This is a genomic window from Priestia sp. YIM B13489, assembly GCF_042787645.1.
Classification (GTDB): Bacteria; Bacillota; Bacilli; order Bacillales; family Bacillaceae_H; genus Priestia; species Priestia megaterium.
This window is the reverse complement of record NZ_JBHZOQ010000036.1, coordinates 331016-356625: the sequence shown is the minus strand read 5'-3', so window position 1 is coordinate 356625 and position 25610 is coordinate 331016. Positions and strand designations below refer to the sequence as shown.

Genomic DNA, 25610 nt, shown 5'->3' with positions numbered 1-25610 from the left:
CTACTTTGTGGTAAAATAAACGTACATGTATACCCATACATTTATATTGGTAACGGAAGGTGAATATAATGAGCACACATGATGAAAACTGTATTTTTTGCAAAATTATTCGCGGTGAAATCCCAGGTGCAAAAGTATTTGAAAATGAACATGTATTAGCTTTTTTAGACATTAGTCAAGTAACAAAAGGGCATACGCTGGTGATTCCAAAAGTACATAAAAAAGACATTCACGAACTAACGCCGGAAATTGCGCGCAATTTGTTTGAAGTGGTTCCTCAAATCGCAAATGCAATTAAAGAAACATACAGCCCAATCGGCTTAAACATCTTAAATAATAATGGTGAAAAAGCTGGTCAATCCGTGTTTCATTATCATATGCACATTATTCCTCGCTATGGGGAAGGCGATGGATTCGGTGCTGTATGGAAAGAGCATACAAGCGAATACACGCCTGAAAAACTTCAAGAAATCGCTGGCAATATTTCTTCTCGCCTTTCTTGAAACAAAAAAAGCTTACACATGTAAGCTTTTTTTGTTTTATCTATTCATTTAACACATGTTTAATCAGTTTGTGATACAAAACATCGTACAGCTTTTCACTTATTATGAACGACTTTCCGCCTTAACTTCTAAATTCATACGTTCTTCAATCAATTTTGTTAATGCTCTTGATCCTTCAGGTACCAAGTGGACACCATCTGATGTAAAGTATTCAGGGTGCTTAGAAGCCTCTGAGTACCAATCTACGAGCGTGACGTGATCAAACTTTTCAGAAGCAGCTTTCAAGTTCTTGTTCACGGTGCTTTCCCACGAACGAGGAACGCGCGTATTCACTAAGTAAACATCCGCGTGTGAAAAAGCTTTTAACAGTTGTTCAAGTTCTTCATTTGTAAAATAGCCGTTTGTTCCTAACTCAATAATCACTGCGCTGTTCGGATTATTAAATGCTTGATAGCTAGGAGTTAGCTGCAGTGCTTCATTGAGCTGCCTTCCTACTTTTCCGTCAATCGTAATACTAAGCGGCATCTCTTTAAGATTAGGAGCAATATCCAGCATGACCGAGTCTCCAATCGCAAGGACATCTCTGTAAGAATTCGGCTGCTGTTTTTCTTTGGCATCAGATTTTTCTTCCCCGGAACTCTTTTCCGCGTTCTCTGCTTTTTTATCATCCGCTTTGTTCTTGTCTTTGACAGAAGTTGAAGCATTTTCTTTATGATTCGTTTGAATTTTAACCTCTGTCTCTTTCGCTGTCGTTTCATCCTTTTGCTGCGTACTAATAGCAAAGCTTGTCATATCCGCTGTAAACAGCGCCAAAAAGAAAATGAGACTGCCCAAAACCGCTTGTCTCGAACGAGAGAGATTACGCCATTTAAAAAGCTCTCTCGGATGGTAGTGCCGGAAATAATAGCGAAAGCCGCGTGTGCGGATAGGCACTTCGATGTAACGGTAAGAAAGTTCAGCAATGATAAATGTAAGGCCTACTTGTAGCAGCGCATGCCAATAGACCGGGCGGCCAATCTCGGATACAGGTGTTGTAAGAACAATAACCGGATAATGCCACAAATAGATGCCGTATGATCTAGTACCAAGCCAGCGAAGCGGCTTAAACGACAGAGCTTTTCCTAAAAAACTACTAGGATGACTAATCGTTGCAACCAGTACAGCAGCGTTTAAACAAATCAGCAGCATTCCACCTTGATAAAGAAAAGATGCATGAGTATACTCATCAACGCTCCATACGCAGAGAATAAATACAAAGAAACTCACCATACTTACCGCGTTTAATACTTGCTTGCCTACGGCTGGAAGATTTTTTGATGATAAACGATACATCGGCCAGGCAAATGCAAGTAAACAGCCGATTAAAAGGGCAAACAGCCGAGTGTCGGTTCCATAATAAATGCGGCTAGGATCTCCTCCTGGCTCATATAAAAAAGACATTAGAATAGCTGAGGCCATTACTCCAGCTAAAATGAATAGAGAAAGAATTCCTCTCTTTTTGATAAATTTTAAACCCAACAATAAAACAAGTGGCCACACAATATAAAACTGCTCTTCAATAGCCAGTGACCATAAGTTCTTTAATGGTGACGGCGACCCAAAACTATCAAAATATGAAACTTTATGAAAAATAAACCACCAGTTACTCATATAAAAAATAGACGATAATGCATCGCCTCGTAGCGTTGTTAACAATGGCCGGTTAAATAAAATAACCCAAGCTGCAGTTAATACTACCATCACATACACAGCTGGAAGAAGTCTTCTCGTTCGGCTAATCCAAAAATGCTTCAAATTTTTCAAAGGATTTTCCCAAGATTGCACCAGTAAAATCGAGGTAATTAAATATCCTGATAATACAAAGAAAACGTCAACTCCTAGAAATCCTCCAGATGCCCATCCAAATCCTAAGTGATATGCAATGACAGACATAACAGCGAAAGCTCGAAGTCCATCCAAACTATATATATACCTATTTTTCTTTTCCTTTGCACTCATAAAAATGCCTCCAAGCAATATGTACAACAAATTTCTTTCTGAACCAATATTAAGAATATTACGTAATTGTTACATTTTTGTTACAAAAATCATTATATACAATATTATTACTTTCTTCAATATATCACTTACTTAAAATCAAAGAATAAGCAAAAAGAAACAAATTCATTATCTATCTTATTCATAAATTACTAATTTAGTAGTAGTCATATCGATTCTATCTGCGCAATACTAAAGCCTAACATCTTTCTTTCACCTTACCCGTTTCAGAAATAGAAAAACTTCACACAATTGGTGAAGTTTCTAAGGTGTCTTTAGCATATCTACGTGGGGAAGCCCTTCATCTGAATAAATATCGGAAACAGGTCTAAAACCAAACGATTCATAAAATGTTTGAAGTCTGCTTTGAGCTTGAATTTTAATTGTCTTCTCGTGCAATTCATTCTCTAAAAAATCAATTCCTCTTGCTACTAGTTCTCTTCCGAGACCCGTACCGCGCTGCGCTTGTTTTACAATAATGCGCCCAAGAGAAGCTTCCTGGTAGCTAATTCCTTTTGGTAAAACTCTAAGATATGCGATAATTTTCTCATTCTCTTTTTTGAACAAGTGATAAGCAAGTTTGTCTTTTCCATCTACTTCTAAGTAAGCACACTTCTGTTCGACAACAAAAATAGCGGTGCGAACCTGTAGAATTTCATAAAGCTCATCGTTTGTCAGCTCTTGAAATGATTTTATGCACCAAGTCATGATCCGCTCACCTTTTCTTATTGTTCTTTTTCAATTAAATTCAGCGTACGTTCAAGCCAATTGATATAGCTTGTCTCCCGGTCTTGAGCGCGAGATAGCACCAAATAATGACCAAATTGAGGAGACGAAACGGTAATGTGATGATTAACTTGTTCCAAAAGGTCATCCATTCGTTTCTTTAAAAAAGTTAGCTTCACTTTCCTGCTGGATAGCTGGTTATCTATTTGTTGCTTTAACTCTTCTATTGACATGGATGAAGCAAAATAAGCTTTTAACATAAATTCATCTTTAGTTGTTTCAGGAATAGGATCAATCGTAGTGAGCCACTTGCTTAACTCAGCTCTTCCTTCTTCCGTTATCGAATACATCTTTTTTTCTAATTTCTTGCCTTGAATCACGGTTTCATAGCGAATAAATCCCTCTTCTGTTAATCGCTTTAACTCGGGATAAATCTGGCTGTGCTTAGCACTCCAAAAATTACCGACCTCTTCTTTAAAAAGTCTGGTAATGTCATACCCGCTGAGCTCCTTCTGATCTAAGAGCCCTAATATGGCATATTTTAATACTCTCATTCTGTTCCTCCACATTATTTCTTCCATCAGTATAGCATATAAACATTTCATTTACATGTTTGCCAAAACATGTTTGCGTATACTTTTTATTTATCTTTTTTCTATTATTTTCTCTTTACAGATTAATTTAAATTTTTGAAAAGTTACCTCCACAATCAATGGTTTTCATGATAGTATAATGATATTCTTTCTGACATCAGTCATTAGCCATTTTGTATGATGAGTGTTCGAACTAATTTGAGGAGGAATTAATGTGATTACGTTAAACAGAGCTTATAATTTTAATGCAGGTCCGTCTGCGCTTCCCCTACCTGTCTTACAACTTGCTCAAGAGGAGCTAGTTAATTTTAAAAATACAGGTATGTCTGTGATGGAATTATCACATCGCAGCAAAGAGTTTGAAGATGTATTAACACATGCTAAAGAAACACTCACGGAATTGCTTAACATTCCAGATACACATGAAATTTTATTCCTGCAGGGCGGAGCAAGCCTGCAATTCTCTATGATTCCAATGAACTTTTTAGCTCCCGATCAAGTCGGTGCATATGTACTAACCGGATCATGGTCGGAAAAAGCATTAAAAGAAGCAAAGAAACTTGGAAAAACAGCAGTTGTTGCTTCTACTAAAGAAGAGAACTACCGCTCTATTCCAGCTTTAGATGACGTAAAGCTTCCAAAAGAAGAGATTGGGTACTTGCATATCACGTCCAACAATACCATTTTTGGTACACAATGGGCTGACTACCCTTCTATCGAAGGAGTAGACTTAATTGCCGACATGTCAAGCGACATTCTTTGCCGTCAAATTGATGTATCTAAGTTCTCACTCATTTATGCTGGTGCTCAGAAAAACCTCGGACCATCTGGTGTCACGGTTGTCATTTTGAAGAAAGAATTGCTTAAACGTATTCCTGAAGGTTTACCAACAATGCTGAATTATGAGACACACGTAAAGAGCAACTCTCTTTACAACACTCCTCCAACGTTTGGCATTTACATGCTTTCACTTGTTTTAGATTGGATTAAAGAACAAGGTGGCGTTAAAGCAATTGAAGCCCAAAATCATAAGAAAGCTAAGTTACTTTATACAAGCATGGAACGTTCAAATGGTTTCTATACCCCTCACGCTACAGAGGAAAGCCGATCAATTATGAACGTAACGTTTACTTTACCAACCGATGAGTTAACTGCTGCGTTTTTACAGCAAGCAAAAGAAAAAGGCTTCGTAGGATTAGCTGGACACCGTTCAATCGGCGGATGCCGCGCTTCTATTTACAATGCTGTACCGCTTGAAGCGTGTGAAGCTCTTGCCGTCTTTATGGATGAATTTGCACAGGCAAACGCATAATTGGCAGAATTAACTGATCTTTTTTTCACATAAATATGTTATAATCAGTATGTAAATATATGCAATGGGCATAGACGCACTATTGGTATATTTCGAGCTTAGCTTAGAAGAGGAGAGATGAGAAATGAATACAAAGGTTTTAGTTTCTTTAGCTTTATTAGTCGGAATTGGAGCGGTTCTCCACACGGTGGTACCTCCTATTTTATTTGGAATGAAGCCAGATATGATGTTAACAATGATGTTTTTAGCAATCCTGTTGTTTCCTAGCGTAAAAAATGTTGCATTGGTTAGCTTAACCACAGCGGTTATTTCTGCTTTAACAACAAGCTTTCCTGGCGGACAAATTGCAAACTTGATTGATAAACCAATTACAGCATTTGTTTTCTTTGCATTATTTATGCTTGTGAAAAAAGCAATAGGCATTAAAACACCCGTTGCCGCTGCTTTAACAGCTGTTGGCACACTCGTATCAGGAACCGTATTCTTGTCTGCTGCCGCGCTAATCGTCGGCTTACCGGGCGGAAACAGCGTCATGGCGCTTGTTGCTGCGGTTGTATTACCTGCAACAGTAGTGAACACAATCGTTATGGTCGTTATTTATCCAATTGTTCAATCCGTTCTAAAACGCACAAGCATCAAAGCAAAATTATCGTAACGTCAAGAGCCTGATTTAATTAAGAATCAGGCTCTTTTTTTACACCAAAAGCTCAGGCTCGCCAAAGCGTGGCGGGCCTTTAGATAAAACGGTTCATTTATAGTATGTTGCTGATCTTTTAGAAACAATCTACAGTTCGACTCTTAACTTTTTGTTTAAAAAGAAATGGTACAGAATGCTTTTCACTTAAATTTCATTTGCAGCTCATACAATAGGTATGAAGACTTACTATGTAATAAAGGTTTAAGTTCTCCATCCTAGGTTACATAATAAAGTATAAGCGCCAATAAAAAACTCGCAAAAGCCACTGTCGCACATGTAAGAGACTTTTGTTTCAGCACATGTTTAGGTGGATATGATGCCGTTCTAGTCGTAAGGCTAAACCATTTAAAGGCAGCCAGAAAAAAACTCAGGCTAATTATCAAAAGAATGAATAAAGCTACCCCATGTTGATAACCTCCTTCTTTTGTATAAATCTATGCTATTTTTTTATGATTATGTCAGAAGGAAGTGTTAGCAATTACTTTACTACATAGGAGGAAATAAATAATGAGCAGAATGAAAAAACTAGCAGCTGGAGCAGCAATCGGAAGCACCGTAGCCGCTATTACAACGCTTCTTGTTACTCCATATTCAGGACGAGAACTTAAACAGCGTGTCAGCTCTCGAAAAGACCGAGTTAACGCTTCACAACAAGAGCTCTCAACAAAAATAAAAGCTGTTTCTCAACAAGTACAAATGACCGCCAGAGAAGGAAATACTATAGTGAAAAATATCGCAAGTGACCTTTCTACTACCCTTGGTCAGTTTAAAGAAGAAATTGTCCCTCATAAGGAATCCCTTCAGCATCATTTGAAAGAAATCCAAAATTCTTTGTCAAACCTTGAGGAACATGTACAGACAACTAAAAATCCCAATGAAAAAATTGACAAAAAAGAAGGTTGAAACGCCTTCTTTTTTAATTTTTTAAAATTTTGTAAATTTACATCTTTATAATTTTTTATTTTATTGGCATAATAGAAGATAAATAAAAAAAGAGACTAAGTAGGTGGGAGAAGATGAAGAAGACTAGTGATCAAGATTACAGTTTGAAAGAAGCACTTCTATTTAGCCAACGCATTGCCCAATTAAGTAAAGCCCTTTGGAAAACCGTAGAGAAGGATTGGCAGCAATGGATTAAGCCTTATGACCTTAATATTAACGAGCATCATATTTTATGGATTTCATATCATTTAAACGGGGCTTCCATTTCCGAAATTGCCAAGTTTGGAGTTATGCACGTTTCTACTGCATTTAACTTCTCCAAAAAACTAGAAGAACGAGGTTTACTTGAGTTTTCTAAAAAAGAAAGCGACAAGCGAAATACGTACATTCAGCTGACAGATAAAGGCGAGGCCATTTTATTAGATTTAATGGAACATTACGAACCTTCTAATAATTCAGTGTTCAGCGGCGCACTTCCGTTGCGCGACTTGTACGGCAAATTCCCTGAATTTATGGAACTGATGACCGTCATCCGCAAAATTTACGGTGAAGATTTTATGGATATCTTCGAGCGATCTTTCCATCATATCGAAGAAGAATTCACTGAAGAAGATGGCAAGCTCGTCAAGAAAGACAAAGAGAACCACCAGGAGACTATTTCAAACTCTTAATGGTTAGTCCCTTATCCATTGAATAATTTCAAAAAATTCATTCATCACATCTTGATAAGAAGGTTGATAACGAAGCGATTCGACCGTCTCTCTGGGAGTTAATTTATAATTCAGCATGCCAACAAATTGTGTAAGAAGCGGAACAAAGTCTGTTAGACCTTCCGCTTTTTGCTCAATATATTCGTTTTTTGTATCTTCACACAGAATTAAAATTTCCTCTACTTCCTTCTTTGTAAGCTGATTTCTTACCACTAAATCAATAAATGGTTTAGCTTCTTGTTCAGATGTCCCAGATAACAGTTTTATGTAATATTCTAAACGTGATACTCGAGATTCTAAAGTTTCCATCCGCTTCCCCTACTCCTTCAACGTTCATATACCTCTACTCCATATTGTACATGATTCATTCATGTTCTTCCAAATAATTCTTTCTGCGTCATTCACATTTCCTGTTTAAGTAGCACCGTATAAAGATTTTCATATACTGATTATGTACTCACTGCATATATTAATATAAATCCCTCTGTCTTTTTTAACAATCCTTTTGCACAATGGGTAATTGTTACTCATTTCTTATCCATTCACTTTGCTATTTCGTTTAAAACCTATTTCTCAACTTCTTAACTACCCTTTATAAAATAAAAACCGCATTTCTGTGTAAATACCTTTTGAAATTCTTTGCTCAACTGTATATATAACTATCTATTTTACCGCTTTTTTGGTAATGTTAATATAGATATTTGTAAATTCATACAAAGCTGTACTATATAAATGACTATAAGACTTTTTGTCTTCGTCACACTGATTTTGTTAGGGGGATTTTTATGTACATATTCTTTATTGTATTTGCACTATTCATTTTATTCTACATCAATGCACTAACAAATACATTGTGTATTCAAAAAGAAATTCCAGCTGAAAAACAGCCTAAAGTTTTTCGTACGATTAATGTATTAATTACCATTTTATTAGTTTCATCTTATATTGAAGTATCATTTACATAAAAAACGGTGAGATGTCTCACCGCTTTTTTATAGGCTTAGCAAAAACAGCTAGCTCCGATGATAACTAATAAGATGAATAATACGACTAATAGCGCAAATCCACTGCCGTATCCGCATCCGTAAGAACCCATATCTATCGCCCCTTTCCTTTTATATTCATCTGTTTCCTAGTGGTAACATGCACAACCAACAATGACTAATAAGATAAACAGTACAACTAATAGTGCAAAACCGCCTCCATATCCGCCTCCGCTCATTTGAGCACCCCCTTTGTTTACTAATACTGCATCTTATGCATCAGCTCAAAAAACGTCTAGGCTTTTAGCCCAAACTCCATAATTTATTTCTCTTGCTTCTCGTTTGGAAATTACTCTGTGAGTTTGTCCACCATTTTGAAAACGCTTTATAAAAAAGCCATCATAAGCGTATAATCACTTCATGCTTAGTGGAAAATAAATGTAAATTTACGTGGTTTTAACTTCATTTGCTAACATCAGGAAATGTGATATAGTAAATCTTGAGTCAAGCTACATAAGTAAAAATGATGAGTAGGAGTGTTTACGTATGAAAAAAAGCTTAGTTGCACTAACAACGGCAGCCAGCCTCGTTGCTTTATCAGCATGCAGTGGGGGAAATGATGCTTCAAATGCAAACGATTCTTCAAAAGTAATTGTAGAAACAAAAGCAGGCAATATCACTCAAGGTGATTTGTATAAGCAAATGAAAGATACAATCGGACAAGACCAATTTAATACACTCGTACGAAGCGTTACCGAAGAAAAAGTATTGAGTAAAAAATATAAAGTAACGGATAAAGAGCTTGATCAGCAGCTGAACATTCTAAGAGAACAATACGGTGATCAGGTGGATTCAGTTATTAAGCAAAAAGGCGAAAAAGAAGTCAAAGATATGCTAAAAGTGGATATTCTCCGTGAAAAAGCTGCTACGGCAGGCATTAAGGTATCGGACAAAGAGCTGAAAAAAGCTTATGATGAATATAAAGCTCAAAAACCTCAAATTCGCGCAAGCCATATTTTAGTAAAAGACGAAAAGACAGCAAATGAAGTAGAAGCGAAAATCAAAAAAGGCGAGGACTTTGCTAGTCTAGCAAAAGAATATTCAACGGATCAGCAGTCTGCAGCTAACGGCGGCGATTTAGGCTACTTCGGTGAAGGCCAAATGGTTAAAGAATTTGAAGAAGCGGCTTACAAGCTGAAAAAAGGTGAAGTAAGTAAACCAATCAAAACAGAGTACGGCTACCATATCATTAAACTAGTCGATAAAAAGAAAGTAGAATCGTTTGAGAAAAAGAAACCTGAACTTGAGCAGCAAATCAAACGTTCAAAAGTAGATCAAGCAGAAGCGAACAAGAAGATTCAAAAAGAGCTTGATAAAGCAAAAGTGGAAGTCAAAGATAAAAATGTAAAACCAATTTTCGAAGAAGGTGCGACAGATAGTCAATCTGGCGTAGAAACTCCTCAGCAGTAATGCTAAGAGCCTGTCACTCATGTGACAGGCTCTTTTATATAATCAGATGGAATCGCTGTTGCGTCTTTCTTTTTCCACTTGCATTCTTTCGATGAAGACTTGTCCTTCTTTTTCAATAAACGAATCATCCACTTGCTTATCATGTTGTGCAGCACGAATCGCCATAAATCCACTAAAGAAAATGCCTGCTACAACTAAATAAATCCAAATTGGTAGTGTCACCATATATTGATCCCCCATCACAGTTATTTACAACCACTATATGCGAAGGAAGAAAGACTTATACCTTTTTAATCAATCGTTGGTTTATAAAATGAGCGATTATCAAGTGCAAAAATACGCTCTGTAAACTCACCGGGCTTCACTTTTGTTAATGCTCGGTCCAGCATATTCATTTTAGCGTCTACATTGTCAATCAAATGAAGCATCTCAGCCTCTTTAATTAACGGCTTTTTCGGACTTCCCCACTCTTCCTTACCGTGATGCGATAATACAAGATGCTGAAGAAGCATAACCTCTTCTCCTTCAATCGCTAATTCTTCTGCGGCTTTTCCAATTTCATTCACCATAATCGAAATATGGCCAAGCAGGTTCCCTTCGACTGTGTATATCGTCGAAACAGGACCTGAAAGTTCAAATACTTTGCCAAGGTCATGAAGAATAACTCCAGCGTACAGCAAGTCGCGGTTTAAGCTTGGATAAAGGGTTGAAAATGACTCAGCCAGCTTCAGCATAGACACCACATGATAGGCAAGTCCCGATACAAACTCATGGTGATTTTTAGTTGCTGCCGGATATTCTAGAAATTCCGTTTGATATTTTTTAAACAAATGACGAGTAATGCGCTGGACATTCGAATTTTTCATTTCAAATATACTCTTTGTAATATGTTCGACCATTTCTTCTTGAGATAAAGGCGCCACTTCTAAAAAGTCAGATGTGCGCACTCCGTCTTGGGGCTGTGCAGGCCGAATGTTGCGTATTTTCAGCTGGTTGCGTCCGCGGTAATTCATTACTTCTCCAGCAGCTCGCACAATCTTTTGAGCAGCATAATTTTCCTCGTCATCTGGGGAAGCATCCCACAGCTTGGCTTCAATATCACCTGTTTTATCTTGCAGGATTACCGTTAAAAATGGCTTTCCATTGCTTGCAATTCCTCTCGTTGAGGATTTAATTAAAAAATAAAGATCAACTTGCTCTCCTACTTCGTATTGAGCAATTCCTTTTGTCATGATCTTTTCCTCCTTACCACTTCATTCTATGTATTTGATAACGAAGCTCTTATCGCTTCGTCCGCTTATTTACAGCTCTTTACATTTCATTTTACCATCGCTTGCCACCGAATGCACGGGTAGACGCTTTTTCATAAAAGATGAGATTGCGACATAACAAAATCAATCCAATCTAAAGATGAACAAATTGGATAAAAGAGCTGAACTGCTTGAGACACCGCTGTTGATTTCCGTGCAAGACTTCGCTTTCCCCGAGCGGGCGCTGAGCCTCATCGTCCCTTCCGCTCCTGCGGGGTCTCACCTATTCCGCTTTTCCCGCAGGGGTCTTCGTCTTGCTCTCCAATACACAGCTAGAAGCAGCCACATATATGAAAACTATGGTCACTATAGCAATAAAAAAATCCGAACGAGTTGGATTCTCCCTCAAAAATCTAGGTTGTTCGTTCGGATCTTCCTTCAACTAAACTACTTTTATCTCAGCCTCTCACTTCTTTATGTTTCTTTTTTCGTTAGCTGCAGCGCCTTTTTAATATCTTTAAAAGAGGTAGATTGCCCATACATAAGGACTCCTCCTTTATACACACGGGCACCAAATATAGCTAAAGCCGTAATCGTCACAACTAAAATCCCTATCGATACACTCACTTCCCACACAGGAACATTTAACATACCTACACGCAAAAACATAATCATCGGAGCAAAAAATGGGATAAAAGATGTGACCGTAATGATTGTGGTTTCAGGATCACCAAGTCCAAACATAGCAATTAAAAAAGCAGCCACAATCACAAGGGTCATAGGCGTAATCATTTGCTGTACATCTTCAATACGGCTCACAAGAGAACCTAAAAAAGCCGCGAGCGTAGCAAAAAGGAAGTACCCCAATATGAAGAAGACAAATGCATACACGAATGTAGTCAGCGGAACATCATTAAATCCGAGATAAGAAAAGATACCGTTATGATTTGTTTCCACACTGGCTTTTAACGATGTGTAGCCCACGCTCAGTATCACTGCAAGCTGTGTTAAGCTGAGCAGTGCAATTCCAATGATTTTAGCAAACATTTGTGTAATAGGTGATACGCTCGATACAAGGATCTCCATAACGCGGGATGATTTTTCAGTAGCTACTTCCATCGCAATCATGCTCCCATACATGATAACGGCAAAATAAATAACAAACAGCAGTACATACACAAGACCTCTTGCTTGATTTAGCTCTTGTTCTGTTTTGGCATTTTCAACTAACGCTTTCTTTTTAAATGAAACAGGGCTGTAAAGCTGATCAATTTGCTTTTCTTCTAAACCGATTTTTACTGTAGCCATAGCCACTTTTGTTTGCTGTACAGCCTGTTCTAAGGTAGAAGAAAGGTTTGATTCAGCCAGAGAGTTAGCTTTGTACACAGCTTGAGGCAGCTGCTTATCGTTTAAAGATAAAAGTAAATAGCTATCGAGCTCCCCGCTTTCTACCGCTTGTTTTGCCTTAGACTCAGACGTAAATTCTTTTAAATGAATGTCTTTATCCATGACATTTACATTTTGTTTGAACAACGTATATACGCTTTCCACTTCATAGATGACACCCACATTTGTTCCATTATCGTCTGAATTAAAAACGTCGATAATTTTCTCCATATTTGTAAGAGCAACTAGAATAAGAGCAGTAATAATCGTTGTAATAATAAAAGATTTTGTTTTTAATTTATTAAGATATGTATGAAAGACAATGACCCAAAATTTATTCATAGGAAGCACCTACCTTTTCAATGAAAATATCATTTAATGAAGGCTCTTCCACTGCGAATTTAGATACAAATGAAAAGTATTTAAGTTCTTGAAAAATGAGTTGTGATACGGATTCATGTTGAATTTGAACAATCATGCCCTCAACCGTTTTTTTTACCTTTACAACGCCTTCAAGCTCTGTAATTCTCTCAAACGGACCTTTTCCGTGTACAATGACGTTTTTCTTTCCAAATGAACGTTTGATCTCGGGCAGCCTTCCATACACTACAGGCGTGCCATGATGCATAATACATAAATATTCACAAAGTTCTTCCACATGTTCCATTCGATGACTTGAAAAAACAATCGTCGTTCCGCGTTTTTTCAAATCAAGCACCGCTTCTTTTAATACCTCTACGTTTACAGGATCTAAGCCGCTAAAAGGCTCGTCTAAAATAAGCAGCTCGGGTCGATGAATAACAGAGGCAATAAATTGAATTTTTTGCTGATTTCCTTTGGATAGCTCTTCTACTTTTTTGGAAGCATATTGAGGAATATTGAATCGAGATAACCAGTGCTCCATTTCTTGCAGCACGTTCGCTTTTTTCATTCCGCGCAACCGTCCAAGGTACACAAGCTGATCTTTGACTTTTAATTTCGGATACAGTCCCCTTTCTTCTGGAAGGTAGCCAACTAGATGACTTCTACTGTAAGTTAAAGATTTATCATTCCATTGGATGTGACCTGAGGTTGGTTCAATGAGCCCTAAAATCATTCGAAACGTCGTCGTTTTGCCAGCACCGTTTGCACCTAAAAAACCGAACACTTCGCCTTTTGGAATTTGCAGGGATAGCTCGTTTACAGCTGTAAATTCACCGTACCTTTTTGAAACTTCACGGATAGAAAGAGACATTTAATTCCTCCTTTGTAAATAAACCTATGTTTATTGTATGGAAAAAAATGATATCTGTAAACCTTAGCAGGATTTAAGGGAATAGGACGAGAAATATGTTGAATACGCTTACAATTATACTATAAGAGGAGAGTAGATTTTATGAGTACTTACACATTAACCGCTTTTGAAAAGACTGGGGAAAAATTAATAGATGAAAGTTTTGAAGCAGCTTCTGAGACAGAAGCAAAGACTATCGGCACCAAGAAGTTAGAAGAGCTTTCCTATTTAGAAAAAACGCATCGATGCGTTAGCTCTAGCGGAAAACTTGTATTGTTTCATCGTTAATACAAAACGCCGGAAAGTTTTAGCTTTCCGGCGTTTTATATTACTTTACAGCTTCTTTTAGTTCTTTACCAGCTTTAAATGCCGGTACTTTTGATGCTGGAATTTGCATTTCTTCACCCGTTTGAGGGTTACGGCCTGTACGAGCAGCACGCTCGCGTACTTCAAATGTACCGAAGCCGATTAACTGAATTTTTTCACCTTCACCTAGCGTTGATGAAATTGTTTCTAGTAATGCATCAACTGCTTTAGATGCATCTGCTTTTGTTAACTCTGATTTTGTTGCCACTGCGTTTACTAAATCTGTTTTGTTCATTTCCAATCACCTCATTAGTTTCTACATTATCTTGTGTTACCACTGTTTTGCAACTTTTAAACATGCTCTATCAATATGATAGACAAAAATATTGGCTTTTAAACTAGTTCACTTAATTTTCGGAAATATCTTTTTCACTTTGATTAAAAACAGGCGCTCGCTTTTCCAGAAACGCACGTACACCTTCCTTATGATCCGAACTTCGGCTCATAGCAAACTGACTTCTTTTCTCAAGCGCAAGCACTTGCTTTAATTGTGAAACAGATGTCTCCACATAAATTCGCTTTGTTTCCTTCAAAGCACATGAAGGTTTTTTTAGCCAATATGAGAGATAATCTTCTACATGCTTCGCCAAATCTCCTTCTTTTATTTCATCAATTATGCCAAATTGATGAGCTTCCTCTGCTTTTAACGTCTTTCCTTCCCAAATTAGCTGTTTTGCACGATGAGCACCGATGCGCTTTTCTAGTAAAAAGTGACCGCCTCCGTCTGGAATTAGAGCAATACCGATAAAGTTCATCGCAATTTTTGTGTGTCTTTCTGCAATAATATAATCAGAGGCAAGCGCGATGCTCAGCCCTAGCCCTGCTGCCGCACCGTGCAGTACACTTATCGTCATTTGAGGGAGGCTGTATAAAGTCAGCACGGCTTCATTAATCAAATCCATTACCTGCTCAAAACGTTCTGATTGTGAAGGTGACATCATCATATTAATATCTCCGCCTGCTGAAAATACTTTTCCGTTTCCTTTTACTATTAAAAAGTCCGCTTCACTTTCTTCGACAACTTTTAAACATTGAATAAACTGCTCTAGCACTTCTTCGTTTAATGCATTTAACGCATCCGGCCTGTTAAACGAAATTGTGGCGATACGCTCTTGCAAAACTAGTTCTACTACTTTTAATTCGACGGTCATCTTACTCACCCTTTCTGATAATGATTGAGGACTTGTTCACGAAGCCTACGTTTTAAGAACTTTCCTACCGTTGTCTTCGGGATCTCATCCATAAATAAAATGTCATCTGGAAGCCACCATTTTGCGAACTGCGGCGTTAAAAATTCGAGCAGCTCTTCTGACGAAACGATGCCTTTGTATGCATCTTTTAACACGACACAAGCCACTGGACGCTCTTGCCACACCTTATGAGGGACTGCTATTACACAGGCTTCGAAAACAGCTTCATGGGCAATAAGCGCGTTTTCTAGATCAACCGATGAAATCCATTCTCCTCCGCTTTTAATTAAATCTTTTGTTCGGTCTACGATTTTGATCGTTCCCTCTTCGTCAACCGTCACAATATCTCCGGTGTACAGCCAGCCGTCTTTAAACGTATCTTCTGTTCTTTTATCCTTGTAATATTCAGAAGCTACCCATGGGCCCTTTAGTAATAGCTCACCCATTTCCACTCCATCCCAAGCAATTTCTCCATTTTGACCTATTACTTTCATTTCAACGCCAGGAACTAAGAAACCTTGCTTAGCTTTTACGTTGAGCTGATACTCAAAGTCTTCGCTGTACTGATAGCTTTTTAAGCGGGAGACGGTCACCACAGGGCTTGTTTCTGTCATTCCGTATGCATGCATAAATTCAATTTGATATTTTTCTTGAAATTCTCGAATAACGCTTTTTGGGGCCGCTGATCCGCCGCATAAAATAGCTCGCAAACTATCGACTGCGTAAGGCCTGTTTTCTATCTCTTGTAAAAAGTTTAACCAAACGGTAGGTACTGCTGCAGCCAGAGTTACTTTCTCTTCTTCAATCAAAAAAGCAATCGTCTCTGAAGTACAAAAAGCACCCGGCAGCACAAGCTTTGTTCCAAACCAAACGGCAGCAAAAGGAATTCCCCATGCGTTCACGTGAAACATTGGAACAATAGGCATAGCGGTATCAGCTTCTGATAATCCAGCACTATCAGCAAGCCCTAGCGCCATACAGTGCAGATAAATAGCGCGATGAGAATATACAACGCCCTTTGGCTCTCCTGTAGTAGCAGAGGTATAACAAAGACCTGCTGGTTCTTCTTCGTTTAAATCTTGAACAAAAGAATGCGATGCATCCCCTTGCTTAATCCAATTTTCGTAATGATAAACTGGCAAGTCTGTTTCTGGCAGCTTATTTTCATCTGACATAATGATATAGGCTTCAACATGTGGAAGCTTTTGATGAATGCTTTCAAATAAAGGTAAAAAACATTCATCAAATAAAATGACTTTATCGCGTGCATGGTTAATGATGTATACAATTTGCTCAGGATCTAACCGGATATTGATGGTGTGAAGAACAGCGCCTATTCCGGGCACGGCAAAATAAGCTTCTAGATGTCTATGATGATTCCATGCAAACGTCCCGACTCTTTCTCCTCGCTTCACTCCAATTCGTTCTAGCATACTAGAGAGCTGCCGAGTCCGTTTTATTAACTGATTATAAGTTAAACGCTGAATTCCTTTTGAAGATTTAGAAATCACTTCTTTTTTACTAAACAGCTTTTCAGCTCTTTCCATCATAGATGGTACGGTTAACTGTACATTCATCATTAAGCGGCACCTCGCATCGCCATAATAAGAAAACGCTTACAACTTTTTTATATATTCAACAGATTCCGACATTTCCCTGCCGAAAATAAAAAAAGATCACTAAAAAGTGATCTTTTTATTTCCTAAACAATTCATCTAAAATCTTGAGTTTCTCTTGTGTGTAGTGCTCGAATCCATCGTTGTACGATTTTGGGTCTTTTGGATTCGCAAACCTTGTGATAATGCCTGTTTCTGGATGCACGAACTTACTAGATGCCCCGCATCCAAGACCAATAATCGTCTGCTTTTCTTCCATGATCATAATATTGTACAGGCTCTCTTGACCGGGGAATGAATATCCAACGTTCTCTAAATTACCTAAAATATTTTTTTGGCGATATAAATAATAAGGTTCATACCCTTGTTCTTGAGTCCACTCAGTCGCTAAATCCATCATTTTACCAATTTCATAGCGATCTGCCACTTTGTATTTCCGTTTATTTTGAGTCATTTCAGACGCGCGTTTAAATGATAGCGTATGAACCGTTAAAGATTCAGGAAGCAATTTTTTAGATTCGTCTAGCGTATGCTGAAATTCTTCTACACCTTCATTTGGAAGCCCAATAATTAAGTCCATGTTAATGTTATTCATCCCCATTTTTCGAGAAAGATGAAATTTATCAATAGTTTCTTCAACTGTATGATGACGTCCAATAGCTTTTAAGGTTTCTTGAATATAAGACTGCGGATTTACACTAATCCGGTCAATATTCCATTTGTTCAAAACAGCTAGCTTTTCTTCCGTAATCGTATCGGGTCTTCCTGCTTCTACCGTAATTTCACGGATATTTTGTACATCCGGGAACGATTCATACATTTCTTCATACAGCATGTCCATTTCTTCAGCGGTAATGCTCGTTGGTGTGCCTCCACCATAATAGACGGTTGTAATCTTGACGTTATTGTCTTTTAGCCATTTTCCTACTTCACGCATCTCATAATGCAAGCCGCCTAAAAATGACGTAACGGATCCTTGACGTCCGTTAATTGCATAGGCTGGGAATGTACAGTATGCACACTTTGTCGGACAAAACGGAATGCCTATATAAATGCTTACCTCGTTCTTTAACTCATGTAAATCTGGAATAGCTGCTAGTTGACGATCCACAATATGCTGCATTAAATTAATTTTGTCATCGGTAATTAAATATTCTTCCTTTAGCTCACGATGGGCTTGTTCTTTACTTTTGCCTGACTGCAGTTTCATATGAAGCAGTTTCGTCGGACGAATACCGGTCAAAATACCCCATTTTTGAACAATGCTTGTATACTCCTGTAGCACAGATAAGTAGACGCGAAGCACCACATTTTTTATTTGCTTAAATTTTTCTTTTTCTGTTTCATACGGCGTAAACGATTTAGCAAGCTCTTCGGTAAACACCTTGTCCGTTTCAGCATCATGCAGCACTGCTTTCGCATAAATTTCTTCATGAACTTTTAGCTCTACTTCGACTTTCAGCTGAGCTTCGTTATCATCCTCAAAGGAGACATTGCTTTCTTCAAAAAACAAATCTGAAATTCGGTGAAGCGGACGTAAAAAACGCTCATCTTCTATACCTTTTATATAAATGTTCAATATAATCACCTTTCAAATCAATTCTATCTAAGTAATCAGTTTACAAAACCTACGTATGTCCGGTCAAGGTGCTCAGCTCAAGGGAATGCGCGGACAGGAAACAAACGGAAAAAAAGATTGAGCCATAGCTACATTAATTCAATCTAAAGACGAACAAATGAGATACATGAGCTGAACCGCTTGTTACACTTTGTTGATTTCGGTGCAAGGCTTTGCTTTCCGCGGGCGGGCGATGAGCCTTCTCGTCGCTTGCGCTTTTCGCTCAGAAACCTTCGCCTTGCCCTCCAATCAAAAGCTAGAAGCACGTACATATATGAAACCTACGTTCACTCTTCCAATAAAAAAATCCGAACGAATTGGATTCTCTATCAAGAATCTCGATTCATCGTTCGGATCTTCCTTCGGCTAAACTGCTTTTGTACTAGCCTCTTTTTTCCTTTATTTATTTTAAACGAAAGCTGTCAATTTGATGAAGATAACCAAGGCGCTGCTGCTTTCTAAATAGTTCTTTTACCATATAGGCTACACCATTTTCATTATTAGAACGAGTAACCCAATCCGCAAGCATTTTTAATTCTGTTGGTGAATTGCCCATGGCCACACCCATTCCCGCATGTTCAATCGTTTCTAAATCATCATAACAATTTCCAATTGCTACTACGTCTTCCATTGGTATCCCTAGACGATTTGCTACATAACGAACGCCGGCAGCTTTTGTGGCTCCTTTTGGCGTAATATAACATCTATTTTCATTTGGATACGAAAACCATTCAATATCTGGAACTGCACTAGCGATTGTTTGCTCGGCATATTCTTTTTCTCTACGATCTGCAAAATACACTTCTATTTTTGGCGTAGAAACAGGTTCATCACGAAGTGTATCTCCTAATGAATCTACGAACTGCACGGGATAAAAGAGCGGTTCTCCCGTTTTCAACACGCTTTTAGCTACGATATTATTAGGAAGCTTTACACGATTTCCAATTGAAAACCTTTCATGTAAAATGCGGACATGACAATTAAAATTTTCAAAAAGCTGAATGAGATTAAATGTTTTTTCCTCGCTAATTCTCTTATCTAGTATCGGTTTGTCTATCGATGTTCCGATAAAGGCACCGCTATGAGTAATGAGCATTGCTGGATGAACTTTAAGTGACCGAGCAATTTTTTTAGCAGACGGAAAATGCCTGTTTGTTACTAACGTAACGTAAACCCCTTTATTTTTAACGAATTGAATTGCGTCTTTCGTTTCTTTTGTAACGCGCCCTTGGCTATTTAAAATGGTTCCATCAATATTCAACGCTAGCAATCGATAAGCCATATGAGAACCCCTTCTTTCATAGATGTCTAATCCGTTAGGATACGGTTATAAATGACCTTTTCATGATAGTCGGCATGTGTAGCCTTGTTACTAAGCTTATGAGCAGAACTGCACAATTAGAAGGAATTTCCGCATAAAAAAAAGAGGAAAAGATTTCTCTTTTCCTCTTTCCTCTATCTCTTATTCAGCCGCACCGTAAAGTTCTTCAAGTGGCTTCATGATAATTTTGTTTAATTCACCAATTACCATGCTCATACGTTGCTCAGCTTCCATTAGCTTCGCGATATTTTGATCTTGCTGAACGATTGCAACTGTTTGTTGAGCTTGCTGAACTTCTTCTTCAGTGATTTCTTGGCCCATCATTTGCTTTTGTTGCAGCTCCATTTGCATTGTACGGAAACGCTCAAATAATTGTTTTGAACCTTGATCAGCGTTTACTGCTGCATATAAGTTTTTTAAGTTTGTGTAATCGTCGCTTTGACGAATTGCTTTTTCTAAATCATTTGCTACATCATGTAAGTTTACAGACACGTTAAGTTCCTCCTAATTAAGTTCTATAATTTCTTGACTTCCCTAACTATAACAAATTATTATATAAAATTCAGCTTAAGACCTTTATTTTCTTAGAAAACGATAAATTCTCTTCACAGATTGGGCTAATTCCTCATAGTATATATCAGCATTCGCCTACTAAAGGAAAGAAAAAGAGGATTCGTTTATGAATACTTTTACCATTTCTCTAAAACCACTAGAGAACCATATGAGCAGCGACATTTACATTAGTTCTGCTCTGTTCTCACGTGTGAAGTGCAAGCACGAGTTTACGTTAACAGTAGGTTCCATCACGAAAGAAGTCGAAGCCACCGTGTTTCAGCATCGAGAATGCTGTTTCATGATGTCAGAAGCTCTATTTACAGACTTTCGCTTTCCGTATGAAACACATCAGCTGAGAGGCATTTATGAAGAGAACACGTTTAGGTTGGGACCCGTAATTAGCATCGTAACAGAAGTTCGAGAAGATGAAGAACTCTTTGGCTCCATTTCTGTATTTTGTAAGGAATTTGTTCAAGCTTGCAAGGAGTTAGGGTGTTTTTGCTATGTGAGCAAATTAAGCGACGTGAAGTCATTATCCCCTAAAGGATATGTTTATCGCGCTGATCGATGGGTTTATTCAGACGTTCCCTTTCCTGGAATCGTACACAATCGGATTCATGCCAGGAAAACGGAGCAAACCGCTGATTTTCAAACCTTTAAAACATTTTTAAAAGAACATGACGTTCCTTTCTTTAACGCACGCTACTTAAATAAATGGACGGTTTTTCAACAGCTTAAAGATGTCGTACACTTGCTTCCATATTTGCCAAAAACGTATCAGCTTCGTTCACGTCAAGATCTTCTTGACGCTTTGGAACTTCATGACGATGTTTTTTTGAAGCCTGTTCATGGTAGCCAAGGAAAAAATATTTTTAAAATTTCAAAAAAAGAGAAGTATATTTTAGACTATACAACGTTTACGCAGACATATGAAAAAGAATATGAATCTCTTTATGACTTATTTGAAACGCTTTATAGTCAATTAAAAAGGCAAGGATTTCTCATCCAAGAAGGAATTTCACTGCAGACATACAAACAGTGCCCTTTTGATTTCCGCATTCTCTGTCATAAAAAAGACGACTTGACGTGGAAAATCACGTCCATTGTCACACGTGTATCAAAACCCGGCAATTTCGTCTCAAATCTTGCCCGTGGAGGAGATATTCATCCTCCTCAGCAAGTGTTAACTCAGCTCTATGATTCAAAAACTACGCGCCATATCCTTTCACTTTTAAAAGAGATTGCGATTGAAATTTGCACGCAGCTTTCTCATCCGTCTGAACTTTATGCCGAATTCGGTATTGATTTAGCGATTGATCAAGAAGGAAAGCCTTGGATTATTGAAGTAAATGTCAAACCTTCCAAACAATCTGATTCAAGCGCTTTCTCTGTCCGTCCATCAACAAAAGCACTGCTTGATTATTGTCTGCATGCAACGAATTTTCAATTTCCCAAGGAGGATTTATGATGATTTCATTAGGCTTTTTAACGATTCACCCACAGCAAGAAGTGGAGTACGTGACCGAAATTGCTAAACATGCTTCTGAGTTTTCGATTGAAATATACCGTTTTACTCCTTTTAACATTCATCCTAACACCGAAAATATTGAAGGCTTCCGCTACGATTTACAACAAAAGAAATGGATAGAAGATTCCTTCTTACTTCCTTCGTTTATTTACGATCGCTGCTTTTATCGAAAAGACTCTCTGTCTAAAAAGGCTCGCCCTATTGTAAACTGGCTTAAACAGCGGGAAGATGTTACATTTTTAGGCCATGGATTACCCAATAAGCTAGATGTCTATGAAATAATTAAAAAAGATAGCTATTTATCTTCATATATTCCTCCTACCACTCCAATCGAAAGTGTAGAGCAACTTGTTCAGCTGCTTCGAACAAACGATAGCCTAATGATTAAACCTGCCAACGGCTCACAAGGTAAAGGGATTGTGAAATTAAGACAGCGCGGACGTGAAATTGAAGCTGCATATCAACAAAATGACATTGTAAACACCATTCTATTTTCCTCTTTTCAAGAGTTTAAGAACTGGTTTACGAAAACCACCCGTGATGTACTGTATATTGCTCAGCCCCATATTTCATTTTTCCCTTATGAACGCACTCCTTTTGATATAAGACTGCTATTACAAAAAGGAAACGATGGCGCTTGGAAAGAAATTGGAAGAGGCATTAGACAAGGTGAACGGGACTCTATCGTAACAAATGTAAGTTCAGGAGCATCTATTGTACCTTTTGAGAACTTGCTGCCTCGCATCCCTCGCGTTCATCGTCAATATGTAATGGATGAAATCAACACCATTTGTAAAACGATTCCGTCCGTGCTGGAAAATCACTTTCCTTCTCTTTTTGAATTAGGTATTGATTTATGTATCTCGAGAGACTTCAGCATCTGGATTCTAGATTTAAATTCGAAACCGGGAAGAAAAGTAGTAATGGAAACAGCACCTGAACAAAAAGAAGTCATGTATAAAAATGTCCTGTCTTACTGCGTCTATTTAGCTAACACACTATCGTATCGTAAGGAGTAATGCTATGAAAAAAACTCTTACTCGCCTTGTTGTAGTAGAGCAGCTAGGCTGTGATCTTTCTGTTCCTGCATCTCTTTACAAAGACTCCTTGAAACAAGCAGCTTTTGGAACAATGACAGCTCCATGCCTTATACAATCTTCAGAACGTGAAGAAATTCAGATTTCAGCTGAGCTAATGACAAAACTTCAAATTCCTTTCGCCCATATGATGCATCCTATTATTGTGAATGAGACCATTCACTTAGGACCTTTAATCGGTGTGTTATCCGCTGGTTTTACTGGTTCTCTGCTGCGGCCAATTGGAAAGCGTTCCCTTCACTTAGCTAAACTTCTTTCTACTGCAAGTATAACAGGGGGCCTGCCTTTTATTTTTGGAACTCATCATATCAACTGGGAAACCGGGACCATAAACGGCTATTTTTATGAAGAAAGCGGCTGGACACAGCATGAAATCCCGCTTCCTAACGTTGTATATAATCGTTTGCCAAATCGAAAAACAGAAGGGTTAGCTCCTTTTAAGTTCATTAAAGAAAAGATGATGACTGATTATGGCATTCCATTTTTTAATCCTGATTTTTTCAACAAGTGGGAAATTCATGAGCTTTTAAAACTGAACGAGCAGACAGCCTATTTGTTACCTTACACGGTTGAAAGTCCTTCGTGTGAGCAAATAAAAAAACTTCTGCTTCTTCATCAAACCGTTTATTTAAAACCGAAAAACGGAAGCTTAGGCCGGGGCATTTATACCCTATCTTTTAAGGATTCCATGTACACGCTGACTTACAAAGGAGAAAAAGGTCTTCATGTTCAAGAAAAAGAAACCTTAGAGGATCTATTATCAGAATTTGAATATTTACTTACTAATCCTTCCTACATTGCTCAGCAGGGTATTTCATTAATCAAAAAAGAAAAGCGCTGTGTAGACTTTCGCGTGCATACAAATAAAGACGGGAATAACCAATGGGTGCTTACTGCTCTGGCTGCTAAAGTAGCGGGTCCCAACAGCATCACTACGCATCTTGATTACGGCGGAGAAATTGAAGCTACAGCTAAAATATTCACCAACCCTTCTTACAAAAAAGAAATTGAAAATAAGCTAAAAGATGCCGCTATCTCAATTAGTCATGTGCTTGAACAGGAGTTGAACGGATTAATTGGAGAGCTTGGATTCGATTTTGGAGTGGATTATCAAGGCAACGTATGGCTGTTTGAAGCTAACTCCAAGCCCGGTCGCTCTATTTTTTCACACCCTGCCTTACGAAAAGCGGATCAACAAACTAGAAAACTTTCTCTAGAATATGCGATTTACTTATCTGGATACTATCTAAATACACCTGAAGGCATCAGCATATGATTACAATTTACTATCACAAAGAAAAGCAGCAGTGGTTTCATCATAACCCTTCAGCGTCTTACACATGGGGAGTTCAAGAAATTGAACTTCCCTTTACTCAAAACATTTCTTCTACTCAAGCTTTTCTTCGTTTAAAAGGAGAAAAAGTCGGTCCTATTGTGGGAGTTTTAACGAACAAAGCGGTTTTGGAAAAACTGAATGTAAAACAGCGCCCTTTATTGGAACTCTTACATCATACCCTGCAAGAAAAAGGCGGCCTTCTTGCTTTATTCGCTGAAGAAACAATGTCTCATCACTTCTTTGAAGGGTATTGCTTTGACAGTGCAAAAAAGCAGTGGATCAAAACAACTTTGCCGCTGCCAAACGTTATATATAATCGTTATCCAGGAAGAAAATCAGAAACTAAGAAGCTGACATCTTTACATCAAAAAATTAAAGGCAAGCACATTCCACTTTTTAACTCCGCTTTTTTTTCAAAATGGAAAGTATATCAATTATTTTCAAAGGATCAACTACTATCTTCTCACCTTCCTAAAACCTATCGTTTAACACCAGAAATTGATATTGCTAAGCTCCTGCAAAAGCACTCTTCCCTTTACTTTAAGCCTATTAACAGCAGTAAAGGTGCTGGAATTTTTCGATTATCTTCCCATAAGCATACGATTATTTACCAAGATCATAAACGCAAAGAAGAATTTTCTTCTTTACAAGCAATTGACCTTCCCAGGTCTGCTTATCTCATTCAAGAAGCGATTGAGACGCAACCATTCAAAGACAGGCGCTATGACTTACGTATTTTAGCGCATCACAAAGATAGCGGATATGTTATTAGCGGCGTCGGTATTCGACATAGTCCCTATCAATCCATTACAACACACACGTTAAACGGCGGCAGCATTTCACCTTTTCAAGATTTTGAAGATGAAGTAGATACTTCCTTTCTTTCGTCCTTTGTAAATACGTGCGGGCAAGTCCTTCAAAAGTCCTTCCCTCTAGTTGAAGAATTTTCTCTTGATATGGCAAAGTCAGCCCAAGGGCAGTATTATCTGTTTGAAGTGAATGCAAAACCAATGATTTTTGATGAAACAGATATTCAAACGCAAGGTGCTAAACACATATGCAACATATTTTACAAATTAACAAAATTTTTAGATTAAATGA

The 25610-nt window shown here is 38.0% G+C and carries 29 protein-coding genes; 12 read left to right on the top strand and 17 right to left on the bottom strand.

From position 1 onward, the window contains the following. Nucleotides 1-68: 68 nt before the first annotated feature. The gene (locus ACFX4W_RS03685; protein ID WP_014461670.1) at nucleotides 69-503 is read left to right on the top strand and encodes an HIT family protein; all 435 of its coding nucleotides are present in this window, start codon (nucleotides 69-71) and stop codon (nucleotides 501-503) included. A gap of 102 nt (nucleotides 504-605) precedes the next feature. Here ACFX4W_RS03685 and ACFX4W_RS03680 read toward each other — a convergent pair whose 3' ends face one another. The 3 genes from ACFX4W_RS03680 to ACFX4W_RS03670 all read right to left on the bottom strand — a co-directional run bounded on the left by ACFX4W_RS03680 (nucleotide 606) and on the right by ACFX4W_RS03670 (nucleotide 3820). Continuing rightward, nucleotides 606-2501: an acyltransferase family protein gene (locus ACFX4W_RS03680; protein ID WP_043981713.1), complete on the bottom strand. Its 1896-nt coding sequence runs from the start codon at nucleotides 2499-2501 to the stop codon at nucleotides 606-608. A 303-nt stretch (nucleotides 2502-2804) separates the two neighbouring features. Continuing rightward, nucleotides 2805-3248 (bottom strand): GNAT family N-acetyltransferase, encoded by a 444-nt coding sequence (locus ACFX4W_RS03675; RefSeq protein WP_013081678.1) that lies wholly within the window; start codon nucleotides 3246-3248, stop codon nucleotides 2805-2807. A 17-nt stretch (nucleotides 3249-3265) separates the two neighbouring features. Then, nucleotides 3266-3820, bottom strand: a complete 555-nt coding sequence (locus ACFX4W_RS03670) for a PadR family transcriptional regulator (RefSeq protein WP_025752934.1) — start codon at nucleotides 3818-3820, stop codon at nucleotides 3266-3268. Nucleotides 3821-4073: 253 nt separating this feature from the next. Between ACFX4W_RS03670 and serC the strand changes: the two genes are divergently transcribed. Together serC and ACFX4W_RS03660 are read left to right on the top strand one after the other, a co-directional pair. Next, nucleotides 4074-5171 (top strand): 3-phosphoserine/phosphohydroxythreonine transaminase, encoded by a 1098-nt coding sequence (gene serC / locus ACFX4W_RS03665; protein WP_043981712.1) that lies wholly within the window; start codon nucleotides 4074-4076, stop codon nucleotides 5169-5171. Between the two features lie 124 nt (nucleotides 5172-5295). Further along, nucleotides 5296-5826: a tryptophan transporter gene (locus ACFX4W_RS03660; RefSeq protein WP_043981711.1), complete on the top strand. Its 531-nt coding sequence runs from the start codon at nucleotides 5296-5298 to the stop codon at nucleotides 5824-5826. A 257-nt stretch (nucleotides 5827-6083) separates the two neighbouring features. Here the strand turns inward: ACFX4W_RS03660 and yhzF are convergent, their stop codons facing one another. After that, entirely contained in the window at nucleotides 6084-6257 is a 174-nt protein-coding gene (gene yhzF / locus ACFX4W_RS30695; RefSeq protein WP_472797451.1) for a membrane protein YhzF, read from the bottom strand. A gap of 118 nt (nucleotides 6258-6375) precedes the next feature. Between yhzF and ACFX4W_RS03655 the strand changes: the two genes are divergently transcribed. Continuing rightward, on the top strand, nucleotides 6376-6771 hold the full coding sequence (locus ACFX4W_RS03655; protein WP_013055314.1) for a YtxH domain-containing protein: 396 nt from the start codon (nucleotides 6376-6378) through the stop codon (nucleotides 6769-6771). Between the two features lie 113 nt (nucleotides 6772-6884). Next, nucleotides 6885-7481 (top strand): HTH-type transcriptional regulator Hpr, encoded by a 597-nt coding sequence (locus tag ACFX4W_RS03650; RefSeq protein WP_014461677.1) that lies wholly within the window; start codon nucleotides 6885-6887, stop codon nucleotides 7479-7481. Between the two features lie 3 nt (nucleotides 7482-7484). On the opposite strand, the gene ACFX4W_RS03645 is transcribed toward ACFX4W_RS03650, so the two are convergent. Continuing rightward, nucleotides 7485-7829: a DUF1878 family protein gene (locus tag ACFX4W_RS03645; protein ID WP_013081673.1), complete on the bottom strand. Its 345-nt coding sequence runs from the start codon at nucleotides 7827-7829 to the stop codon at nucleotides 7485-7487. A gap of 476 nt (nucleotides 7830-8305) precedes the next feature. Here ACFX4W_RS03645 and ACFX4W_RS03640 point away from each other — a divergent pair, with 476 nt between their 5' ends. Next, a complete protein-coding gene (locus ACFX4W_RS03640) occupies nucleotides 8306-8485 on the top strand; it encodes a hypothetical protein (RefSeq protein WP_013055312.1) in 180 nt (59 codons plus the stop codon). Between the two features lie 35 nt (nucleotides 8486-8520). Here ACFX4W_RS03640 and ACFX4W_RS03635 read toward each other — a convergent pair whose 3' ends face one another. Both ACFX4W_RS03635 and ACFX4W_RS03630 read right to left on the bottom strand, forming a co-directional pair. Continuing rightward, nucleotides 8521-8616, bottom strand: a complete 96-nt coding sequence (locus ACFX4W_RS03635) for a YjcZ family sporulation protein (protein WP_016762974.1) — start codon at nucleotides 8614-8616, stop codon at nucleotides 8521-8523. Nucleotides 8617-8652: 36 nt separating this feature from the next. After that, nucleotides 8653-8742, bottom strand: coding sequence for a YjcZ family sporulation protein (locus tag ACFX4W_RS03630; RefSeq protein WP_016762973.1), 90 nt, complete (start codon nucleotides 8740-8742; stop codon nucleotides 8653-8655). Between the two features lie 307 nt (nucleotides 8743-9049). Here ACFX4W_RS03630 and ACFX4W_RS03625 point away from each other — a divergent pair, with 307 nt between their 5' ends. Beyond that, nucleotides 9050-9973 (top strand): peptidylprolyl isomerase, encoded by a 924-nt coding sequence (locus ACFX4W_RS03625; RefSeq protein WP_013055311.1) that lies wholly within the window; start codon nucleotides 9050-9052, stop codon nucleotides 9971-9973. A 42-nt stretch (nucleotides 9974-10015) separates the two neighbouring features. On the opposite strand, the gene ACFX4W_RS03620 is transcribed toward ACFX4W_RS03625, so the two are convergent. The 4 genes from ACFX4W_RS03620 to ACFX4W_RS03605 form a co-directional block, all read right to left on the bottom strand. Then, nucleotides 10016-10198 carry a sporulation YhaL family protein gene (locus tag ACFX4W_RS03620; protein ID WP_013055310.1) on the bottom strand — a complete coding sequence of 61 codons (183 nt, stop codon included), beginning with the start codon at nucleotides 10196-10198 and terminating at the stop codon, nucleotides 10016-10018. A gap of 65 nt (nucleotides 10199-10263) precedes the next feature. Further along, nucleotides 10264-11205, bottom strand: coding sequence for a 3'-5' exoribonuclease YhaM (gene yhaM, locus ACFX4W_RS03615; RefSeq protein WP_013055309.1), 942 nt, complete (start codon nucleotides 11203-11205; stop codon nucleotides 10264-10266). A 492-nt stretch (nucleotides 11206-11697) separates the two neighbouring features. Then, a complete protein-coding gene (locus tag ACFX4W_RS03610) occupies nucleotides 11698-12951 on the bottom strand; it encodes an ABC transporter permease (protein ID WP_028410273.1) in 1254 nt (417 codons plus the stop codon). Then, nucleotides 12944-13843 (bottom strand): ABC transporter ATP-binding protein, encoded by a 900-nt coding sequence (locus ACFX4W_RS03605; protein WP_013081670.1) that lies wholly within the window; start codon nucleotides 13841-13843, stop codon nucleotides 12944-12946. The genes ACFX4W_RS03610 and ACFX4W_RS03605 overlap by 8 nt, the downstream gene beginning before the upstream one ends. 141 nt (nucleotides 13844-13984) lie before the next feature. Between ACFX4W_RS03605 and ACFX4W_RS03600 the strand changes: the two genes are divergently transcribed. Further along, entirely contained in the window at nucleotides 13985-14170 is a 186-nt protein-coding gene (locus ACFX4W_RS03600; protein ID WP_013055306.1) for a YhzD family protein, read from the top strand. 40 nt (nucleotides 14171-14210) lie between these two features. On the opposite strand, the gene ACFX4W_RS03595 is transcribed toward ACFX4W_RS03600, so the two are convergent. From ACFX4W_RS03595 to ACFX4W_RS03570, 6 genes are all read right to left on the bottom strand, one after another. After that, complete coding sequence (locus ACFX4W_RS03595; protein ID WP_013055305.1) at nucleotides 14211-14483, bottom strand: HU family DNA-binding protein; 273 nt, start codon at nucleotides 14481-14483, stop codon at nucleotides 14211-14213. A 112-nt stretch (nucleotides 14484-14595) separates the two neighbouring features. Continuing rightward, the gene (locus ACFX4W_RS03590) at nucleotides 14596-15399 is read right to left on the bottom strand and encodes an enoyl-CoA hydratase (RefSeq protein WP_043981710.1); all 804 of its coding nucleotides are present in this window, start codon (nucleotides 15397-15399) and stop codon (nucleotides 14596-14598) included. A 5-nt stretch (nucleotides 15400-15404) separates the two neighbouring features. Next, entirely contained in the window at nucleotides 15405-17018 is a 1614-nt protein-coding gene (locus ACFX4W_RS03585; protein WP_043981709.1) for a long-chain fatty acid--CoA ligase, read from the bottom strand. A 115-nt stretch (nucleotides 17019-17133) separates the two neighbouring features. Beyond that, nucleotides 17134-18636: a coproporphyrinogen III oxidase gene (locus ACFX4W_RS03580; protein WP_170943847.1), complete on the bottom strand. Its 1503-nt coding sequence runs from the start codon at nucleotides 18634-18636 to the stop codon at nucleotides 17134-17136. A 439-nt stretch (nucleotides 18637-19075) separates the two neighbouring features. Continuing rightward, nucleotides 19076-19954, bottom strand: a complete 879-nt coding sequence (locus ACFX4W_RS03575; RefSeq protein WP_013055300.1) for a Cof-type HAD-IIB family hydrolase — start codon at nucleotides 19952-19954, stop codon at nucleotides 19076-19078. A 180-nt stretch (nucleotides 19955-20134) separates the two neighbouring features. Further along, nucleotides 20135-20485, bottom strand: coding sequence for a YlbF/YmcA family competence regulator (locus tag ACFX4W_RS03570; RefSeq protein ID WP_013055299.1), 351 nt, complete (start codon nucleotides 20483-20485; stop codon nucleotides 20135-20137). Between the two features lie 187 nt (nucleotides 20486-20672). Here ACFX4W_RS03570 and ACFX4W_RS03565 point away from each other — a divergent pair, with 187 nt between their 5' ends. The 4 genes from ACFX4W_RS03565 to ACFX4W_RS03550 are packed head-to-tail and all read left to right on the top strand — an operon-like array spanning nucleotide 20673 to nucleotide 25606. Next, nucleotides 20673-22016: a YheC/YheD family endospore coat-associated protein gene (locus tag ACFX4W_RS03565; RefSeq protein WP_043981708.1), complete on the top strand. Its 1344-nt coding sequence runs from the start codon at nucleotides 20673-20675 to the stop codon at nucleotides 22014-22016. Then, entirely contained in the window at nucleotides 22013-23095 is a 1083-nt protein-coding gene (locus ACFX4W_RS03560; RefSeq protein ID WP_241771385.1) for a YheC/YheD family endospore coat-associated protein, read from the top strand. The genes ACFX4W_RS03565 and ACFX4W_RS03560 overlap by 4 nt, the downstream gene beginning before the upstream one ends. A gap of 4 nt (nucleotides 23096-23099) precedes the next feature. Beyond that, entirely contained in the window at nucleotides 23100-24449 is a 1350-nt protein-coding gene (locus ACFX4W_RS03555) for a YheC/YheD family endospore coat-associated protein (protein ID WP_013081661.1), read from the top strand. Further along, entirely contained in the window at nucleotides 24446-25606 is a 1161-nt protein-coding gene (locus ACFX4W_RS03550) for a YheC/YheD family endospore coat-associated protein (RefSeq protein WP_043981706.1), read from the top strand. The genes ACFX4W_RS03555 and ACFX4W_RS03550 overlap by 4 nt, the downstream gene beginning before the upstream one ends. Nucleotides 25607-25610: the final 4 nt, after the last annotated feature.

Excerpts from the sequence above, each read along its gene's own strand:
- ACFX4W_RS03685 (WP_014461670.1), top strand. The coding sequence starts at position 69 with ATGAGCACACATGATGAAAACTGTATTTTTTGCAAAATTATTCGCGGT.
- ACFX4W_RS03680 (WP_043981713.1), bottom strand. The coding sequence starts at position 2,501 with ATGAGTGCAAAGGAAAAGAAAAATAGGTATATATATAGTTTGGATGGA.
- ACFX4W_RS03675 (WP_013081678.1), bottom strand. The coding sequence starts at position 3,248 with ATGACTTGGTGCATAAAATCATTTCAAGAGCTGACAAACGATGAGCTT.
- ACFX4W_RS03670 (WP_025752934.1), bottom strand. The coding sequence starts at position 3,820 with ATGAGAGTATTAAAATATGCCATATTAGGGCTCTTAGATCAGAAGGAG.
- ACFX4W_RS03660 (WP_043981711.1), top strand. The coding sequence starts at position 5,296 with ATGAATACAAAGGTTTTAGTTTCTTTAGCTTTATTAGTCGGAATTGGA.
- ACFX4W_RS03655 (WP_013055314.1), top strand. The coding sequence starts at position 6,376 with ATGAGCAGAATGAAAAAACTAGCAGCTGGAGCAGCAATCGGAAGCACC.
- ACFX4W_RS03650 (WP_014461677.1), top strand. The coding sequence starts at position 6,885 with ATGAAGAAGACTAGTGATCAAGATTACAGTTTGAAAGAAGCACTTCTA.
- ACFX4W_RS03645 (WP_013081673.1), bottom strand. The coding sequence starts at position 7,829 with ATGGAAACTTTAGAATCTCGAGTATCACGTTTAGAATATTACATAAAA.
- ACFX4W_RS03640 (WP_013055312.1), top strand. The coding sequence starts at position 8,306 with ATGTACATATTCTTTATTGTATTTGCACTATTCATTTTATTCTACATC.
- ACFX4W_RS03635 (WP_016762974.1), bottom strand. The coding sequence starts at position 8,616 with ATGGGTTCTTACGGATGCGGATACGGCAGTGGATTTGCGCTATTAGTC.
- ACFX4W_RS03630 (WP_016762973.1), bottom strand. The coding sequence starts at position 8,742 with ATGAGCGGAGGCGGATATGGAGGCGGTTTTGCACTATTAGTTGTACTG.
- ACFX4W_RS03625 (WP_013055311.1), top strand. The coding sequence starts at position 9,050 with ATGAAAAAAAGCTTAGTTGCACTAACAACGGCAGCCAGCCTCGTTGCT.
- ACFX4W_RS03620 (WP_013055310.1), bottom strand. The coding sequence starts at position 10,198 with ATGGTGACACTACCAATTTGGATTTATTTAGTTGTAGCAGGCATTTTC.
- yhaM (WP_013055309.1), bottom strand. The coding sequence starts at position 11,205 with ATGACAAAAGGAATTGCTCAATACGAAGTAGGAGAGCAAGTTGATCTT.
- ACFX4W_RS03610 (WP_028410273.1), bottom strand. The coding sequence starts at position 12,951 with ATGAATAAATTTTGGGTCATTGTCTTTCATACATATCTTAATAAATTA.
- ACFX4W_RS03605 (WP_013081670.1), bottom strand. The coding sequence starts at position 13,843 with ATGTCTCTTTCTATCCGTGAAGTTTCAAAAAGGTACGGTGAATTTACA.
- ACFX4W_RS03600 (WP_013055306.1), top strand. The coding sequence starts at position 13,985 with ATGAGTACTTACACATTAACCGCTTTTGAAAAGACTGGGGAAAAATTA.
- ACFX4W_RS03595 (WP_013055305.1), bottom strand. The coding sequence starts at position 14,483 with ATGAACAAAACAGATTTAGTAAACGCAGTGGCAACAAAATCAGAGTTA.
- ACFX4W_RS03590 (WP_043981710.1), bottom strand. The coding sequence starts at position 15,399 with ATGACCGTCGAATTAAAAGTAGTAGAACTAGTTTTGCAAGAGCGTATC.
- ACFX4W_RS03585 (WP_043981709.1), bottom strand. The coding sequence starts at position 17,018 with ATGATGAATGTACAGTTAACCGTACCATCTATGATGGAAAGAGCTGAA.
- ACFX4W_RS03575 (WP_013055300.1), bottom strand. The coding sequence starts at position 19,954 with ATGGCTTATCGATTGCTAGCGTTGAATATTGATGGAACCATTTTAAAT.
- ACFX4W_RS03565 (WP_043981708.1), top strand. The coding sequence starts at position 20,673 with ATGAATACTTTTACCATTTCTCTAAAACCACTAGAGAACCATATGAGC.
- ACFX4W_RS03560 (WP_241771385.1), top strand. The coding sequence starts at position 22,013 with ATGATGATTTCATTAGGCTTTTTAACGATTCACCCACAGCAAGAAGTG.
- ACFX4W_RS03555 (WP_013081661.1), top strand. The coding sequence starts at position 23,100 with ATGAAAAAAACTCTTACTCGCCTTGTTGTAGTAGAGCAGCTAGGCTGT.
- ACFX4W_RS03550 (WP_043981706.1), top strand. The coding sequence starts at position 24,446 with ATGATTACAATTTACTATCACAAAGAAAAGCAGCAGTGGTTTCATCAT.